The sequence below is a fragment of the Pirellulales bacterium genome, from assembly GCA_033762255.1.
Taxonomy (GTDB): Bacteria; Planctomycetota; Planctomycetia; order Pirellulales; family JALHPA01; genus JANRLT01.
This window is the reverse complement of record JANRLT010000022.1, coordinates 81,829-99,658: the sequence shown is the minus strand read 5'-3', so window position 1 is coordinate 99,658 and position 17,830 is coordinate 81,829. Positions and strand designations below refer to the sequence as shown.

At 57.4% G+C, this 17,830-nt stretch carries 10 protein-coding genes; 2 read left to right on the top strand and 8 right to left on the bottom strand.

Annotated elements, in window-relative coordinates; genetic code table 11:
- Positions 1–888: 888 nt before the first annotated feature.
- The 8 genes from SFX18_07240 to SFX18_07205 form a co-directional block, all read right to left on the bottom strand.
- Positions 889–2,355, bottom strand: a complete 1,467-nt coding sequence (locus tag SFX18_07240) for a DUF1501 domain-containing protein (protein MDX1962929.1) — start codon at positions 2,353–2,355, stop codon at positions 889–891.
- Between the two features lie 35 nt (positions 2,356–2,390).
- On the bottom strand, positions 2,391–5,606 hold the full coding sequence (locus tag SFX18_07235; GenBank protein MDX1962928.1) for a PSD1 and planctomycete cytochrome C domain-containing protein: 3,216 nt from the start codon (positions 5,604–5,606) through the stop codon (positions 2,391–2,393).
- 363 nt (positions 5,607–5,969) lie between these two features.
- On the bottom strand, positions 5,970–7,247 hold the full coding sequence (locus SFX18_07230) for a hypothetical protein (GenBank protein MDX1962927.1): 1,278 nt from the start codon (positions 7,245–7,247) through the stop codon (positions 5,970–5,972).
- A 169-nt stretch (positions 7,248–7,416) separates the two neighbouring features.
- Entirely contained in the window at positions 7,417–8,910 is a 1,494-nt protein-coding gene (locus tag SFX18_07225) for a DUF1501 domain-containing protein (protein MDX1962926.1), read from the bottom strand.
- Between the two features lie 267 nt (positions 8,911–9,177).
- Positions 9,178–10,635, bottom strand: coding sequence for a HEAT repeat domain-containing protein (locus SFX18_07220; protein ID MDX1962925.1), 1,458 nt, complete (start codon positions 10,633–10,635; stop codon positions 9,178–9,180).
- A gap of 97 nt (positions 10,636–10,732) precedes the next feature.
- A complete protein-coding gene (locus SFX18_07215; GenBank protein ID MDX1962924.1) occupies positions 10,733–11,428 on the bottom strand; it encodes a HEAT repeat domain-containing protein in 696 nt (231 codons plus the stop codon).
- Between the two features lie 144 nt (positions 11,429–11,572).
- Positions 11,573–12,808, bottom strand: coding sequence for a Gfo/Idh/MocA family oxidoreductase (locus SFX18_07210; protein ID MDX1962923.1), 1,236 nt, complete (start codon positions 12,806–12,808; stop codon positions 11,573–11,575).
- 1,884 nt (positions 12,809–14,692) lie between these two features.
- The gene (locus SFX18_07205) at positions 14,693–15,688 is read right to left on the bottom strand and encodes a GTPase (GenBank protein ID MDX1962922.1); all 996 of its coding nucleotides are present in this window, start codon (positions 15,686–15,688) and stop codon (positions 14,693–14,695) included.
- A gap of 166 nt (positions 15,689–15,854) precedes the next feature.
- Between SFX18_07205 and SFX18_07200 the strand changes: the two genes are divergently transcribed.
- Positions 15,855–16,742, top strand: a complete 888-nt coding sequence (locus SFX18_07200) for an ABC transporter ATP-binding protein (GenBank protein MDX1962921.1) — start codon at positions 15,855–15,857, stop codon at positions 16,740–16,742.
- 45 nt (positions 16,743–16,787) lie between these two features.
- Positions 16,788–17,780 carry an ABC transporter permease gene (locus SFX18_07195; protein ID MDX1962920.1) on the top strand — a complete coding sequence of 331 codons (993 nt, stop codon included), beginning with the start codon at positions 16,788–16,790 and terminating at the stop codon, positions 17,778–17,780.
- Positions 17,781–17,830 lie beyond the last annotated feature (50 nt).

Here is a 17,830-nt window from a genome sequence, read left to right as displayed (position 1 = left end):
CAATCCTGGACCACGTCCTGGGCTTCTTCGGCACAGCCAACCACATGCACCAGGGTGTTATACAACCGGTCCTGGTATTTGGTGACAAGCTGTCCAAACGAAGCCGAGTGGCCGGCCAGCGTTTCGTTAATCAGTTGCAGGTCTTCGTTCACAGGGATTCCATGAACTAGGGACGCCAGGGGCTGTGAAAAAGTTCCAGAAAGGGAAATTTGTAGCGGAATTCGCTAGAATTCTGCGTGTGGGGATGAATATGTAGCAGGATTCGCCAGAATTCCGATCTTGAAACGCTTACATCACCGAATTCACTATCGAGTAGTTCTTACGAATTTAGCATTTTCACCGATTTTCCGCAGTCTTATCCGTAAGTACGCAAACTTTTTTCATGATATAGGATGCCGTTGTGTTTCATAAGTCATTATGCTGTATATGCTTGCGCGGGGCTGTTGTGTCGTATCCGCACAATTGCAGCAAACGGGTTGTTTCCTTCCACTCCCCCCGCTTCCATTTCTTGATCTCGCCGCAGCAATTCCTCTTCCTACGTTGTCTTTAGCTCCGCGGATGTGAATTCCGCGCTTTCTTTACCCTAGCAATGCAATAACATGCCCGCTAACTTAGCCCGCTCATGAACTGCCAATTGTTGTGCTTGGTCAAACAGGGGGTGAACAGTGACATTCATAAAAACTCCGACTTAGGAATATTAACCTTGCTCCACTTGTATCAAATCTAACCCCCCCTGCACGGATATTTGCGGATCATAAAGAAATCCGATCAGTGAATATCTGTCAAATCCGCGTTATCTGTGTTCCAAAGTATTCATCTGCGTTCTAATGTAGTATCCGCGCTAATCCGTCCACCTCCGCGTTAATCAGCGTCCTATCGCATTCCCTGCTACGCCAAAATCTCCTTCACCACTCGCCCCGCGACGTCCGTCAGCCGAAAGTCACGCCCATTAAAGCGGTAAGTCAGTCGGGTGTGATCCAGGCCCAGCAGGTGCAAAATCGTGGCGTGCAGGTCGTTGATGCTGACGCGGTTGATGGCGGCCTTAAACCCAACATCGTCGGTCTCGCCGTAGTGGGTGCCCGGTTTTGTGCCCCCGCCGGCAAACCAGGCCGTAAACGCGTGCGGGTTGTGGTCGCGGCCTGGTTTGGCGTTCTTTTGGGCGACGGGGAGCCGGCCAAATTCGCCCGCGCAAATGACCAGCGTGCTGTCGAGCAGTCCCCGCTGCTTGAGGTCGGTCAAGAGCGCGGCGATCGGCTGGTCGGTCTCGCCCGCGAATTGGCGGTGGTTGCCGGCGATGTCCACATGGCCGTCCCAGCTACGCTCGTTCTCCATGCCGCCGCTATAAATTTGGACAAAGCGCACGCCATTTTCCACCAGCCGCCGGGCCAAGAGGCACTGTCGGGCAAAATGCTGGCATTCCTTTTTGTCCACGCCATACAGCTCGCGCGTCGCGGAGGATTCGCGCTCGATGTCAAAGACCTCGGGCGCGGTGGTTTGCATTCGGTAGGCCAGTTCAAAGCTTTCGATCCGCGCGGCCAGTTCGCTTTCGGCCGGGTGTTCCGCTTGATACTGTTGGTTGAGGTCCCGCAGCAAATCCAGTTGCGCCCGCTGCGCGGTGTCTGATTGTTGGGCGTCGCGCAGCAAATTGGCGATGGGCGCTCCCCGTGGATTCAAGGCCGTTCCCTGATACACGCTCGGCAAAAAGCCCGCCCCCCAGTTTTGGGCGTGCCCCTTGGGCAGGCCGCGCCCCAGCGTGTCATACATGACAATAAACGCCGGCAAGTTCGCGCTTTCCGACCCCAGTCCATACGTCACCCAGCTTCCCAGGCAGGGAAATCCCATTCGGCTCATGCCGGTATTGACCTGAAAGAGCGCGGGAGAGTGATTGTTGGTCTGGGTAAAACAGGAATGGATAAACGCCAGATCGTCCACATGTCGGGCCAGATGGGGAAAAATCTCGGAAGTCCAGGTGCCGCTTTGCCCTTGTTGGGTAAATTTGAACGGCGAGGGCATCAGCCCCCCCACCTGATCCGGAAAAAAACCGGTCTTATTATCAAAGCCCGGTAACGGCTGGCCGTCCCGTTTGGCTAGTTCGGGCTTGTAATCCCAGGTATCGACCTGCGATTGGCCTCCATTCATAAAGAGCCAGATCACGCTTTTGGCCTTGACCGGAAAATGCCCCGGTTTGGCCGCCAGGGGGTTTTGCGCGGTTGGCGGTTTGTCATTGATGACAGAACGTTCCTCGCCCCGCAATTGATTGGGAGCGATCAGTCCCTTTTGGCCCAGTAAGTCGCTCAGCGCCAAGAGTCCAAAGCCCCCTCCGGCGGATTGCAAAAATGTGCGGCGAGATTTCATGGATGCACGTTTTAGGAAAGTGATAACTATGGAAATTACTCAATCGTCACAAATTCGTTCAGGCTGAGCAGTACCTGACAAAAGTCGGTTGTAATTTTCTTATAATTTGTGTCGGTTGCGATTTGGTCCCCGCCGCCGGCAACTTTAACAAAAAAAGCGCGGCTGGCATTTAATTCGGTAGCACTAGGCACGCGCGCCACAATTCGGCTGTAGGCCGCGGTAATCCGCTCATCGACGTTCTCGGCGGTTGGTGGCGATTCGGTAAGAATTCCCTCTGCCACGGCGGCGGCGTATTCGCGAACAATTTCACTATTCATCAGCCAGAGCGCCTGGGGCGCGACGGTGGTCACGGGACGCTTGCCAATACCCTGGTTGGTGTCGGGCGCGTCAAAAAGCTGCAACAAGGGAATCAACTGGCTGCGCTTGAGCGTAAAGTAGATGCTGCGGCGGCGCATCTTTTGATCAAGCGTGCCGGGACCAAACTGCGTTTTATCAAGCAGGCCACTCACGGACAACAGTGAGTCGCGGATGATTTCCGCCTCGAGCCGGCGCGGCGTCCACCGCCAAAGCAGGGCGTTCTCGGGATCGGCGGCAAATGCTGGTTCGTTATATGTGTTCGCTTGCCGATAGGCTTGGCTGAGCAAAATTTGCCGCTGGATCGGCTTCAGCCGCCACCCCCCGGCAATGAGTTCGCTGGCCAGATAATCCAACAATTCGGGATGGCTGGGGGGGCTCCCCTGTTTGCCAAAGTCGCTGGGCGTGGCCACAATTCCCTGGCCAAAGTGATGCTGCCACAGCCGATTGATAATCACCCGCGCCAACAAGTGTCCCGCTCCCCGCTCGACATCGGTCAGCCAGTTGGCCAGCGCCGCGCGGCGATAGCTTAGCTTGGAATCGGCGGGAGGCGCGACGCGCCAGGTTTTCTCTAGTTCAGCCAATTCCTCGGGCGTATTCGCCCGGCACAGCACACGCAAAAATCCGGCATTGATTTCCTCAACTTTTTGGTTGGGGTCTCCCCGTCGCAGCAAGTGCGTTTTTTCCAAAAAGTCCCCTCCCTGCGTGTGAAAGCGAATCGCCGGGACCCCTTCGCTACAGATCATGCACTTTTCGGTTTTGGGTTTGGGAAGATTGCGCTCATGCTCAGCGATCCGCCGCGTAAACTCTTGCCACTGGGGGTCTTGGGAACAAAAGTGATCCCAGAGGGCAGCTCGCTCCTCGGCGGTTAGCAACTTTTCCACGGGCTGACCGGTGGATGCGGCTTGTCGTAGTTTTTCCTCGCCACTAACCACCAACGCCGCCGTGGGGACATCCGCTAGCGCTGGAATCCCCGGCCCACGGGCGATCGCCACGGCAAAACGGCCCAGCGCGTGGCGGTCGTTGTTTTGAAAGTCGAGCTCAACCTTTAAGACGCCATCCTGGGCAAATTCAGGCGAATCGAGAACAGTGAAACTGGCATAATGGTCCCGGCCAAATTGCGGATCGACGGCCCAGGCGGATTTGGGATCGGCGTCGATGGTGTGGCGGACATGCAGATTGTCCCCCTGGTTAAACGTGGCTTGAGGGTTAGCAAGCTTTAATAGTTGGGGAGTTGCTGCCCCGGCGCTGACGGCGGTGGGAACAGGCAGCCACTGGGCCGTGACATTGGTCAGGGCAAAGTTGCCATTATCCGCCCGGCCGGGGCCTTTGTTGACAAGTTTTTCATCGGCCAAGGCCGCCAAGCGAATCGCCGAAAGTTTACCCGCGGGGAGGGGCAATTCCACCGTGTATTTTACAAAACTAGGATTGCCGCCGTGTGCCGTAACAACTCCGCTCGCGGCAATGTCAAACCGCACACCGTCCGACGCGGTCACCGCGCGGGGATTGAGGGTTTGCCAAGCGGATGATATGGCGGGGCGCTGGGGATCGACCAACCACGTGGCAAATTTGCCTTGCAAGTGTTTTTCGCCATAAGCCGATTGTTCTTTCTTTAACTTTTCCAATACGGCGGCATGCTCGGCCAGTTGCGCGGCGTATTCCGCGGGATTTAGCACAATGTCCTGGTCCGACCGGACGGTCGTGGTAAATGTCGCGGCCAGTTGGTAATAATCGCGCACGGGGATGGGATCAAATTTGTGGTCATGGCAGCGGGCACACCCAATCGTCAGGCCCAGCATGCTGGTGCCCACCGTCGCCACCATGTCGTCCAGTTCGTCGTAGCGCTCCTTTTCGACCTGGTTGGCGGTGATTTGCGTGGCGTGGGTTCCCGCCCCCAAAAAGCCGGTTGCCTGCAGCGCCAGCGGATTGGTTGGTTCTAGCTCATCGCCGGCAATCTGCCAACGCACAAAATCCGTGTACGGCAAATCCAGGTTGAAAGCCTTAATCACAAAATCGCGATAAGGATACGCCGTGGGCCGGTCGTAATCTTGCTCGTAACCGTGGCTTTCGGCATAGCGGGCCAAATCCAGCCAGTGCCGCCCCCAGCGCTCCCCGTAATGCGGGCTGGCGAGCAGCCGATCAATCACTTTTTCATACGCGTCCGGCGAAGTATCCTGCTCAAACTCCGTGATCTCTGCCATTCTCGGCGGCAGGCCTATCACCGTCAGATACGCCCGACGTATGAGCGTGCGCCGGTCGGCGGGAAGGGCGGGAGAGATTCCTGCGGTTTGCAGCTTGTCCAGCCAAAAGCGGTCAATGGCGGTGGGGGCGCGCTGGGGATCAATCTTTGGCGGAGTTACTTGATTAAGTGGCTGATACGCCCAGTGCTGGGATTCCGCGGCCAAATCAATTACCCGCGGGGGGGTGGTGGTCGTGGGGGCCGCGGTCCGGGGATCGGGCGCGCCGCGGTGGACCCATTCGCGCAGTAGCTTAATCTCGGCCGCGGGAAGTTTACCCGTGGGGGGCATTTCCGGGCTGTCGGGTTGATGTTCGATCGCCGCGACTAAGAGGCTTTCTTCCGGTTTGCCAGGGATAATGGCCGCGCCGCTATCGCCCCCCTTTTGCCAGCCAGCGCGGCTATCCAGGTGCAGATTGCCATTTTCGTGTTTGGCGCTGGCGGCGTGGCATTCGAGACAGCGATTTTGGAGCAAGGGCCGTATCTCTTTTTCAAAGAATTCCCGGTCGGCGGCGGAAAGTTCTTTTTCGTCGCTTTTATTGGCGGTCGTCTCTGGCTCTTTGGCGGAGCAGATCTGACAGATGAAAATAATTGCTAGAAGAGCGGCTAAGCGATGAATAAAGCGCGCCCCAGACCACAATTGCGCAAGCATAGCGCGCATGCGCGGGTCAATCCAGGTCGGGCGACTTATTCCAGGTATAAAATTACACCGCATAGGGAATCATTACTCCGGCAGCAAATTAGTGAATGTTGATTGTACAAGCCATTTGGCCATGCGTGGTCATCCGAGCCTCTGTTGGCTAAAGGCACGCGATTATTTTGCGGGCCAAAGGCCCGACCGATCCCAGCCTAGGGCAAGCGCAGCGTCGCCCTAGGTTAAATGAGCAATACCAATAGCAGGGCCAACGGCCCGATTCATCCGCTTAAGCCACAGTAATTCACCATTAATCCCTGCGAATTGCAGCCGTCAAAGTCCGTTGCGTGGCGGATCATTACCACATGGCGGATCACGATCCGCCCTACGTCATATTTTAATGTAAATCTTTTGCCGGTGCAGCCAAAATAGTATCAGCCAAAAAATAAGTAAGACCGTCGCCCCCTGGAGCAATTGCTCGTACTCCGCCCCGGCAAACGTGAAAAAGCCTTTCCCTAAATGCGTATCCAGGTCGCGATGAATAAAATGGTCAAACAAATGGGCGATGCAGTACGCGGCGATGGAATTTTGTCCGATCACCCGCAGGGGAAACGCCCAGGCCCGCCAGCCAGCCCAGTCCAGCACCGCATAAAAAGCCGCTAGTAAAATGAAGCACCAGCCGCCGCTAAACAGCACCCAGGCGGGGGTCCAGATGCGCTTGACGATGGGGCAATAACCAAATTCCTGCGACAGCCAACCGGCCAAGAGTCCCGTCAACCCCAGAATGACCAGTGTCAGTACCTTGATACCGGCCGAGCCCCCACGGCGCAAGATGCCGCCGGCGATCAGGCCCAGGACCATCGTCGCCAACGTGGGAATAAAGCTAAGCGTGGCGTAGCCCCCGCCGTTGTGGGTAAAGGGTTGTTCGCGGGGAAACAGATTCATCCACCAGGTATCAAACGCCCAGGCCAAGTTGCTGTTTTTTTGCCAATGCTCCATAAATCCCGTATGCCCATGCTGGGCGAGCCATTCCGGGGAAACTCCGACCGCGGCGTAGTCAAAATTGGTCGGGACGGGATGCAGGGCAAAGGCCCCCCAATAGCCCACGACCAGCGCCACAAACGCCAACCACTGCCAAATGGGTGCCCGCCAACCAAGCAGATAGAGCCAAAAGTACCCCAGGCCAATCTGGGACAGGGTATCCTCAAACGTCCAGTACGTTTGGTCGCGGCCTATGGAACGGAGCCAGACCCCCAACAAGATCAGGATGACCGAGCGCAAGAGAGCGTGCAGTGTCATGGAGCGAAAGCTATCCCCCCGCGCCGCGCGGCTGGCCAAGCTATAGGGCAAGGCCACCCCCACCAAAAACGAAAACGATGGCTGGATCAAATCATGCAGGGAACAGCCGATCCATTCGACATGACTTTGGTGCCAGCACAAAAAGCTCCAAAACGCGCTTTCAGGAAAAGCCTGGGCGACCCCGCACAGATGCAGGACCTCGGCCATCATGAGAAACATGACCAACCCGCGATAAGCGTCCAAGGAGGCCAGGCGGGAAAGATCGGCGGTGGGTGTGCCGGGTGGAATCGAGCTAGCGGGTGCAGGTGCGCTAGCGGGAGCTGCGCGCTGCGGCGCGGGGGAAGGGCGTTGAGCGGGTGATGGAGGCATGGGGGGGGAATGAAGAATTACGAATTAAGAATTACGAATTAAGAATACTCAATACCACCCGCCCCCCTGCTCTGCGAATCCTGCTACCCACGACCCCCGCCACCCTCTCGTCTCTCGTCTCTCGTCTCTCGTCTCTCGCCTCCCACCTCCCACCTCCCGCGTCCCGCATTCACGCCAACAACTCCTTCACCACATGGCCATGCACGTCCGTCAGGCGAAAATCCCGCCCGCTAAAGCGAAACGTCAACCGCGTGTGATCCAGGCCCAGCAGATGCAGCATTGTCGCGTGCAGGTCGTGCATGACCAGCTTGTTTTCAATGGCCTTATAACCATATTCGTCGGTTTGGCCATAGCTCACCCCCCCTTTGATTCCGCCGCCAGCCAGCCACATGGTAAAGCCATAGGGATTATGATCGCGGCCGTCGCTTCCCTGGGCGAAGGGGGTTCGGCCAAATTCTCCCATCCAGACCACCAGCGTGCTGTCGAGCAGGCCGCGGGATTTGAGGTCGGTCAGCAGGCCATAAATCGGCTGGTCCACGGCGCGGGAGTTGTTTTCGTGGTTTCCCTTTAGCCCGCCATGCGCGTCCCAGCGGTCGTTGCCCGTGTTGGGGCAGGTCAGTTCGATAAACCGCACGCCCCGCTCGACCAGCCGCCGCGCCATGAGGCATTCGCGGGCAAAGGTCTTGGTCTGTTCATAAGGGGCGTTCAGCCCGTACAGTTCCGCCGTGGCCGCCGATTCTTCTTCCCAGTTAACGGCGGCGGGGACGGCGTCTTGCATGTGGTAGGCCAGTTCGGCATTGGCAATGGCCGATTCCAAGGGATCGTTCGCGCCGCTCTTTTCCGCCAGCCGCCGGTCAAATTGCTTTACCAAGGCGAGCTTGTTTTGTTGCAAGATCGCCTGTGTTTCGCGGGGAGAGATATTGGCCACCGGCTGCCGCGCGGGAAGAAAAATCGACCCCTGGTAACTGGCGGGTAAAAATCCGCTGCCAAAACAGTCCAATCCCCCCGGTGGTATCAAACCACCGTTAATCACCACAAAGCCCGGCAGGTTCTGGGTCTCGCTGCCTAGTCCATAACCGACCCATGCGCCGACACTGGGCCGCCCCTGTAGCCCCGACCCGGTGTGCATAAAGTAGTTGGCCGACGTATGTTCCGAAAAAGATGACGTGAGCGAGTGCACAAACGCCAGATCGTCAGCCCGTTTGGCCAAATGGGGAAATAAATCGCTAAACCAGTGTCCAGACTCCCCATGCTGGGCGAATTTCCAAGGGCTTCCCAGTGTTTGACCATTATTGTCAAACTGGGTCGGCTCCTTTTTCATTTTAAAGTCCTGGCCGTTTTCCTTAGTCAACAGGGGCTTGGGGTTAAACGTGTCCATGGCCGAGGGGCCGCCATCCATGTACAGCAAAATGACGCTTTTAGCCCGCGCGGCATAGTGGGGGGGCTTGGCCGTCCAAGGACTGGCGGAAGAGCTATTACCAGTGGCGGCGGGGGGTAAATTCGCCAGGGAGGCGTTATCCCCCGCGGTTTCAGTTGCCAGTCCCTGTTCCGCCCAGAGTGTTGCAAGCGCCAGCGCGCCAAAGCCCCCCGCGCAGGTTTGCAATAACTCGCGACGGGAAGTGCGGTGAGGAACAAAGCGGCCGCAGTGGTGGGATTTGGCCATGATGTCAACTTATGAATTATCAGAATCGAATTGTGTGCTATCAAACATTAAAAGCTGAGCGCTGCGTTGGGGATGTTACAGTTGAAAACTTCTATAAATTTGCAACGTGTTTGATCCTTGTGGACCAAAGGCCCAACCTATCCCAGCCGTGCATTTTTAAATTGTGGCAAGCGCAGCGTCGCCCTAAGTAAAAGTGCAACAGAATTTTCAGGGCCAAGGGCCCAATTCATCCGCTTGACATTGGGTTGCGGGCTAAATCCTATTATTCTATTCAGTCGCGGCCGCTTTGGGCCGGACCCAGGTCTGATCATTTTTGTACCGCTTCGCCCGGTCGATCACCACTTCATCTCGGCTGACCGCCATGACCTGATCCAGCGCCTGGTGAAATTCCGGGTCGTTTGGTTCCCGCAGACCTCGATGATGGGCCAGTTCCACGATACTTTCCGCCGCCATTTGTGCATACGGCGCTTCGGTCAAAAATGGCCGCAAAAAGCGCAAACTGTCGATCGTCCGGACCACCCGCGCGCGCTTCAGCACGGCGTTTTTCTCGGCCTCGGTACTGGATAATTCCCACGCCTGTTTAAGCATGTCCAACCGCTCGCCGTCGGTTCGTTTGTCGGGTAATACAGCCACCCGCACCAGCGCCGCCAAAGTCGTGGGCCGATCGGCGGGGCGCAGGGGACTGATGGTTAGCTCCAAAAGCCGCGGGGCGATGGTGGCGTCGGGCCAATTACAAATTCCCCGCAGGCCAGCCTGATGTTCCGCCAAGGTTTCGCTAGCCAAGGAATCTTCCAGCCGCCGCAGAATTTTTTCCCCGCCCACGCGTCCCGCCGTGGATAACAATTGGAGCTGATCGCCGGGGGGAAGCATTTTTAAATGATTAAGAAAGATCTCCGCCCGGCGTTCGGCGTTTGGCTCGCGGTTGCAGATGGTCATCACGGCCCGCTCGGCGGCGTCCCGCTCCGCGCCTGGTTGCGCGGCCAGGACCGCGGTAAATAATTCTGGCAAGTGTTCGGGACCGGCAAACTGTGCCAGGGCCAGCAGGGCCGCCTTGCGCACTGCTGCGTCCGGAGCGCGCCCCGCCTGAAGCAAGGCGGGGATGGTGGCCTCCACCCGCCGCGCGGCGAGGACCTCTGTCAATTTTACGGCGGTTTGACCGGATGTTTGGCCCAGTTGACCAGCCAAGTTTGCGGGAACATCGTCTCCCCGCAAACGGATCAACGCTGCGACCGCGGCGGCAACGATGGGCTTTTTGTCGCTGGCGAGCCGCTCAATCAGTAAACTGGCGTCTCCAGGCAGGCCCAGTTGGCCCAAGCCCGCCAGGATGGCGACCTGCACATTTTCGGCGGGCTTTTGCTCTAACAAAGCTATTAATGGCTCTCGGGCGGCCATGTCTCCCCGGTCGGCCAGCGCGCTAACCAGAGCGGCCTGGTTCTCCGGCGAGAGCTTTGGCAATTGGGCGGCAAATTGCCGGGTCGCGGCTTCGCCGGGGGCCTCCTTGCGAATTTGCTCCAACCCAACCGCGCGCAAATCGGGATCGCTTTCGGCAATCAAGCCGGTAATCAACTGAATGAGTTCGTCATTTGCCGCCGCAGCGGATGGAGGGGCAGCGGCCGCGGACTGTGCGACAGCCCCCTCAGGCGCGGTTCCCGCCAAAATTCCCCACAATGCGGCCCATGCCAACCAACGAACGCGGCTCCCTGGTGTCACGCAACACACTTTCATAAGTAGAAATTCCAGGTTGGTAAAAAACGGAACCGGGGCGCGCGGGCACCCCGGTCATATGCTATCGCACTAAACACCATTTCCCATCGGGGGAAAATTACTTGCCTGCACAAGCCAACATGCCGCGGGTCGCGGCCAGTTTTACATGCTTGGGCACACTGTCATTGGCCATCGATTTGTAAATGGCCAGGGCCTCAACCTTTTTGCCAGCGGCCAACAGCGCCTCTCCACAGGCCAATTTCGCGTCTTGTATCGCCGCCTGGGTTTGCGGCTCTTTGGTGGCAGACGCTGAGAGGGCCTTGACCGCCTCGGCATTGCGAATGTCCCCCAGCGCGTGGGCGGCGGCATGCGATACCTGGGCGTCGGCATGGGACAAATGTTTGGACAGTTGCGGAATGCTGGCGGCGTCTTGTCGCACGCCCAAACTGCCAATCACCCCCACCAACAGTACTCCGTCGAGCTTTTCGGCGGCGGTGCGTAATGCGGAACTGGCCTCGGGATCGGGCATGCGCTCTAGCACGCTGCGGGCCATGTGGGACAGTTCTTTTTTATCCAGCATGGCGGCCAATGTGGGGATTGACGCGGGCGTGCCGATGATCAGCAACTTGCGGCAGATGTAATCCTTGGCCGCCAGGGAACAGTCGCTGTCCAGGGCCTCGGCCAGGCGCTTTTCCAGGCTGGCACGGTCTTGGTCCTGAAGCGTGGCCACGGCATCCTCAATCGGATTCAGCGGGCCGCGATCCGTCCCCCAGGTGTAGGTTTTTAACGCTTCAAAGGCTTGATCTAAACTCATGGGAAATTCCTAGTAACTAAATGCGATGGTGTTGGAAGAAAACTCTATTGCGTGCAAGGGTGTGGCGGATATGCCTGCTTGCCACGCGGAGGTTGATGATTCGTATGACGGAGCTGATTTGCTCTATCAGTCAGCGTGGGTCAATTACACTTGCCACGGTTCGCGGCGGGGCCGGTCGAGCAAACGGTTGGCCGCGGCGTCGCCGGGGAACTGCTGCGTTGCTTGATCCCACTTGAGCGAGCGGCGCAACTCGTAGGCAATCGCGGCCAAGTGGCTGAGCGCGACGCTATTCACCGCCAATTCGATATCGCGAAACGGCTTTTCGCGGGTTTTGACGCATTCGATAAAGTCGCCGTAAATCCCCCCCTGCCCTTTGTAACCGGGGACGGGTTTGGGATCGCGCTTTTCGCCCGGCGTGCCGGTCACATGCAAGTTCGGCGTGTCGGGCTTATTGTGGGTCAGCGTAATGCCATTGGGATACAGAAACGTCAGATGCTGGCGTCCGTTATCGTTGTGGTATTGCACCTCGACCGGTTGCAGCTCGCGCACGTCGATGGCAAAGGTCGCCCCGCCAAAGTGATGCGCGCCCCAGTCGGTCAGACCGCCGCCGGAGTAATCCACATACGATCGCCAACTGCCACCGCCGGTCCCAAAGTTGCCATCGCAACGGGCCTTATTATAAGGTGCCCACGGCGCGGGGCCGAGCCACAGATCCCAATCAATATTGTCGGGGGTTTGTTCCTCGGGCAGGTTGCAAATTTGCGACAGGGGGCCGACTTCGACATTGATCGACTTGATGGGGCCAAGCTCGCCGCTCCAGCAAGGATCGACAATCTTGCGATAATCCTCCAGCACGCGCTGGCTGCCACCGGAGACCACCCGCCCATAGCGCCGGGCGGCGGAGACCATGAGCGGTCCTTCGCGCAGGGTGCGGGTTTCGGGCTTTTGGCAGTAGACATCCTTGCCGTTGCGGCAAGCTTCGATCACCATGATCGCGTGCCAGTGATCGGGGGTGGCGACATGCACGGCGTCGATATCGCCGCGAGAGAGGATCTCGCGAAAGTCGTTATACGCCTGGCAGTCCTTGTTATTGTAATGTTGGTCGGTTTTGTCCTTCGCGCGGTTGAGGAATTCCTTGCGCACATCGCACACGGCGACATACTGGACATCTCCCCGCCCGAGAAACGCCCCCTGATCACCCGAGCCCATATTTCCCAGGCCGATGCCGGCCATGACGATCCGGTCGCTGGCGGGGGCGGTTTTTTCATCCCCCAGGGCCTTGGAGGTAATGACATACGGAGCGGCGACGGCGGCGGTGGTCGTGACCGCGGAGGCGGTTTTGAGAAAATCGCGCCGAGAAGTGGATGAAGTGCGGTGCATGGAGATTTCCTGCGGTGGGAGGGAGAGGTGGCTTTGGTCAAAAATCGCGAGAGGGCGCGCAACACAGGCGTGCCGCCAAAACCCGCCACTCCGTCCCCTTATGTTAGCGGTTGGCGAAAATAGACGCAAACATCTTTATGAAAATAAATGTTTGACTCATTCTGGCGGCGGGCGGGCATTCGTTCCTTGGCTACCCGGTGAATGGCCGGGGCTACCCGCTCTTATCCGTAACGGGATAGTATTGACCATTTAAATGTGGAGGAAATAGCCAAAAACCAGATCGGCGACGAAACATTACCGCTACCCGCCGCTCTTGCCTTTCATTCCGCCGCTGCCATCGGCGGCTTAGTGGCGCGCTATTTGTTGTTTCTCCACAGCGGGTTTGACAATAACCCAGTTCAACAACGGAGTCGCCTCCCACAACTTTTCGTAATTCGTAATTAATTCCCCCCCTCGCGCGCTTGACTTTGTGCCACGACATTTGCTATTATGGACTAATGTACATATGTACATACGCCACTCGGAATCTGTTTTTTTACCGCGGCAACCGCTCCCCCCGCGCTTGCGTCCGCCTGACCAACGATGCCATCCTACCAACGAATGTAGCAGGCACCGTCCCGGTGCCGTCAAAGCCAGGACCGCCGCGATTCAGCTACACCGCGAAAGTACGTTTATCACGGAGTTACAAAGTAGACACCGAGGGGCAATGAGAAGAGAGTTTACCCTCCCAACCAATGTAGCAGGCACCGTCCCGGTGCCGTCAAAGCCAGGACCGGTGGAGTCCAACTAGACCGGAAAATACGTTTATCACGGAGTTACAATGTAAACACCAAGGGGCACGGAGAAGAAAGTTTACCCTACGAACTAATGTAGCAGGCACCGTCCCGGTGCCGTCAAAGCTAGGCCCGGTGGAGTCCAACTAGACCCGTGTAGGAGCGCAGCGACTACCCTTGGTTGCAAAACAACCCTACCTCTCGTTTAGCCGCGCAGCGGCGCAAGGATGTTAGCCGGGGGTGCAAACCCCCGGATTGCAGCATGGGTAGGATGCAGAGCCGCGCAGCGGCGACGGAATGACACGGCACCGGGGACGGTGCCTGCTACGTTTTGACACGGCACCAGGGACGGTGCCTGCTACGTTTTGACACGGCACCGGGGACGGTGCCTGCTACATTCAATACGGCGACGGATGTACTTTCTCCTAGCCACAAATAAACGCCAACCAGACACGACTTCGCCGCGACGCGGTATTCATTGCCGTGTGCCACTCCTGGCTGGCCCAGCGGTATGTGTCACTCGGGGTCGGGAGTCGGCGAACGGTGTGCGGTGGTTTGGCGGACCGGGTTTATTCGTTTGTGACTCCCGTCCCCCTGGGGCCACGTTGAGGGGGACAGGAGTCCTGGGCGAGTCAGGCATTTGAGCGAAATGAGCTTGCATCGCCCACGACTCCCGACCCCGGGGCGTTAGGACTGCGACGCCGCTGCGAATGGGGTTGAATTGAATGAATCGGGCCGTTGGCCCTTCCTTGCTACATTTTCCAATGACCTAGGGCGACGCTGCGCTTGCCACATTTCTATTAAGCACGGCTGGGATAGGTCGGGCCTTTGGCCCGCACGCAATCAAGTGTCTTTGACCCGCGAAGAATCAAATACCGCCTGTCACTGCTGAACAAGCCAGGCGACGCTGCGCTTGCCACATTTCTATTAAGCACGGCTGGGTTAGGTCAGACATTTGGTCCGCACGCAATCAAGTGTCTTTGACCCGCAAAGAATCAAACACCTCATATCACTACTGGACTAGCCAGCACTGCCACACGACCAAAGATCAAAACGCCTGCTTGCACTGCTGGATCAACCAGCAGTGGCACGCGACTCCCGACCACGGGCGTTACTTGGCGTGCAACTCCACGATATCTTTATCCGCCAGCACATAATCGGCCTTGATGGTGCTGGCGGGATTGATATTGGCCCCCCAAATGCGCGCATGGCTCAGATTTTCGGCCAAGTCTTTATGCACCAATTCCGCCACATCGGCCAGGGTGGAACCTTTTTTGACGGTATAAGGTCGGTCAAAATCCGCCTCTTTTTTGGTGGGTGATTTGCTATAGACGCGGATTACGTCCAGGGCGTGATAAAACGCGTGGCGTAATTCCTCTAGCCCGGTCCGTTCCGTGGCCGAGACTTGATATTCCACCAAGTCCAGGGGACACAGTTCGTGCAATAATTCCAATCGGTCCGCGGCCCCGGCGGCGTCGATTTTGTTGGCCACCACCACCGTTTGGGTATAGGCGATCCCCACATCTTCTTCGTCGAGGCACGTTTTTCGACCCAATCGCGTTTTGCCATCCACAAATCGCTGTACCACCGCCTGGCATTCCTCGATGCCGTCGTCATTACCCAAATCCACGACCAGCGCGGCCAAATCCGCCCCGCGTAATAGATTGACAAATCCCGAATCCAGCACATCGGCGGTGATTGGGGGCGTATCGATCAACTGGACCGTGACATCTTCCCAGGTCATCATGCCCGGTTGCGGCTGGCGCGTGGTAAAGGGATAAGGGGCAATCTCGGGCTGGGCACGGGTCAGCGCCGCCAATAACGAGCTTTTACCGCTATTTGGCCCGCCAAACAGCACCACGGTTCCCGCTCCTTGGCGGGGTATGACGTTTCCGGGAACTTTTTTAGGGATTTTTTTGGCCGCACCCAGCTCTTTGCGTAGCTGGCTCATTTTGGTCTTTAAATCCATCTGCATTTTTTCCGAGGCTTTATGTTTGGGAAGTTCCCGAAACATCACCTCCAACCACTGCAGTTCCTCTTGAGGGTCGCTGGCCCGGCGGTATTGTTCCTCGGCCTTGAGATATTGGGGGGTTAAATTGGCGGCCATAGCTGGCAAGTACCCGTAAAAATCGGGGAAAAAGGTTGCAAATATTTCACACGGTTAAGTTTTACCCGCTTTTTCAGTCCCTGGTAACGGGGTGAACGAACCGGCCGCTAGCAAGGTTAAAAATGCCAACCTTTGCCTGGAGGCCCATTTTACCTATGATACATCTATGCCCGCGATTGTCGAAACCACCGATCTGACCAAGCGCTATCGCGATGTGACGGCGTTGGCGGCATGCCAATTAGCGATTCCGCCGGGAGAGGTTTTTGGGTTATTAGGACCGAATGGCGCGGGCAAAACCACGCTTTTGCGATTACTGATGGGTTATTTACAACCCACCAGCGGTTATGCGTCGATCGGCGGGTGGAATTGCACGACCGAAAGCGTCCGCGTTCGCCAATTGACCGCGTATCTTCCAGGAGAAACCCGCCTCAGTCGCCAACTGCTGGGCCGGGAGGTTTTGGATTTTTTTTGCCGGTTGCGGACGGGGGGAGATCTGAATCTGGCGTTAGCGATTGCCCGCAGATTGGACCTGGATATCAATCGGCGGGTAGCCTTTATGTCGACGGGGATGCGGCAAAAAACCGCGCTAGCCGCGGTATTTGCGTTTAATACCGAACTGATTATTTTGGACGAGCCCACGGCAAATCTCGACCCCACCGCGCGGGGAGTCGTTTTACAACTGGTCAAAGAAGCCCGGGCCCGCGGAAAAACCGTGGTTTTTTCGTCGCATGTGCTTAGCGAGGTGGAAGAGGCGTGCGACCGGGTCGCCGTGCTTCGCAAAGGGGAATTAGTGTATGAGGAATCGCTGGCACAGTTACGCGACCAACATCGCATTACCCTGACAACAGCCGGTAATTTGCCCCGCTTGCCCCTGGAAGAACGGGGCAAAATCAACGTCTCGCAACTGTCGGACGGAGCGTTTCAACTGGATGTTCCGGGTGATTTGGCCCCGCTATTGGGTTGGCTGGCCGCGGTGCCGGTCAAGTCCATGCGGATTGAGCCGATGCGCCTGCAGGCTGTGTATGAGCGTTTTCACGCAAATACCGCGGGCTAAGAATCCACCGGCATTTTTACGTTACACAGAAAGTCCATGATCGGCATGACACCAGCGATATCCCCCGGCCCGGGCAAACCGTTGCCAACCGCCAACTCCGACGAACAGCCCGGCCCCGCGCACAACATGGGGTCCGTGGCCGCGCCGCTGGCTGATAACTTTTATCAAGCTCCCCAAACAGCCAAATCGCCAGCCGTTTCCGGCGCATGGTATCATCCTGTGCTATGGCAATTGGCCTGGCGAGAGCAACGGCTGCTGCTGGCAGCGCTTGTGATTCTACTGTTGGTCTTTGGCTGTATCTACACCTGGATCATGAACAAGATCAACTTGGATGGATTCAGCCAGTTGCTGTTTGGCGCGTTTGCCAAGTTTGAATCCCTCTCGGGCGTCTCTTTTGAGGATGTGGCCACGCCCCAGGGAAAAATCGCCCTGGCGTTCGTCGATCCGGTGGTGATCCTGGTCATGACCGTCTGGGGGATTAGCCGCGGGTCGGACGTGGTTGCGGGAGAACTGGACCGCGGCACCATGGAAATGCTGCTGGCCCAACCAGTCACGCGGCTGAGCCTCTTTTTGTCCAAGGCGGGAATGGCCCTCATCGGCATCCTGGCTTTGGCCTTGTCAACGTGGGTGGGAATTGCCGCGGGAATTAATCTGGTGGGGGATCAATTTGCCGAAACAGGCAGTTGGCAGTTTTGGCCGGGAGTGCTGAATGTCATCAGCCTGGGAGTCATGTTTGCGGGGGTTTCCACGCTGGTGTCTTCGCTGGATCGATATCGCTGGCGGACGGTGGGCATCATGGGAGGGTTTTATGCGACATGGCTGCTGCTAAAAATCATTTACAAAATGGGGGGTGACGGAACCAAATGGATCGGCTATCTCACCCCGCTGATGGCCTATGAACCGCAGCATCTGATCAAATATGCCGCGAACTTTCGGGACCAGCTGGTGTACAACGGCTCGTTAATGGCTCTCGGGGGAATCTGTTTTGTGGCGGCGGCGGTAATCTTTTGCCGCCGGGACTTGCCCGCTCCGCTGTAGTATTCCCGCCTAGCTTTACGCGGCTTGGGGCCTGAATCCCGGTATTTCCC

What these genes read in the sequence shown, in the direction of transcription:
- SFX18_07240 (MDX1962929.1), bottom strand. Translation starts at nt 2,355, where the DNA reads ATGAAATCTCGCCGCACATTTTTGCAATCCGCCGGAGGGGGCTTTGGA.
- SFX18_07235 (MDX1962928.1), bottom strand. Translation starts at nt 5,606, where the DNA reads ATGCGCGCTATGCTTGCGCAATTGTGGTCTGGGGCGCGCTTTATTCAT.
- SFX18_07230 (MDX1962927.1), bottom strand. Translation starts at nt 7,247, where the DNA reads ATGCCTCCATCACCCGCTCAACGCCCTTCCCCCGCGCCGCAGCGCGCA.
- SFX18_07225 (MDX1962926.1), bottom strand. Translation starts at nt 8,910, where the DNA reads ATGGCCAAATCCCACCACTGCGGCCGCTTTGTTCCTCACCGCACTTCC.
- SFX18_07220 (MDX1962925.1), bottom strand. Translation starts at nt 10,635, where the DNA reads ATGAAAGTGTGTTGCGTGACACCAGGGAGCCGCGTTCGTTGGTTGGCA.
- SFX18_07215 (MDX1962924.1), bottom strand. Translation starts at nt 11,428, where the DNA reads ATGAGTTTAGATCAAGCCTTTGAAGCGTTAAAAACCTACACCTGGGGG.
- SFX18_07210 (MDX1962923.1), bottom strand. Translation starts at nt 12,808, where the DNA reads ATGCACCGCACTTCATCCACTTCTCGGCGCGATTTTCTCAAAACCGCC.
- SFX18_07205 (MDX1962922.1), bottom strand. Translation starts at nt 15,688, where the DNA reads ATGGCCGCCAATTTAACCCCCCAATATCTCAAGGCCGAGGAACAATAC.
- SFX18_07200 (MDX1962921.1), top strand. Translation starts at nt 15,855, where the DNA reads ATGCCCGCGATTGTCGAAACCACCGATCTGACCAAGCGCTATCGCGAT.
- SFX18_07195 (MDX1962920.1), top strand. Translation starts at nt 16,788, where the DNA reads ATGACACCAGCGATATCCCCCGGCCCGGGCAAACCGTTGCCAACCGCC.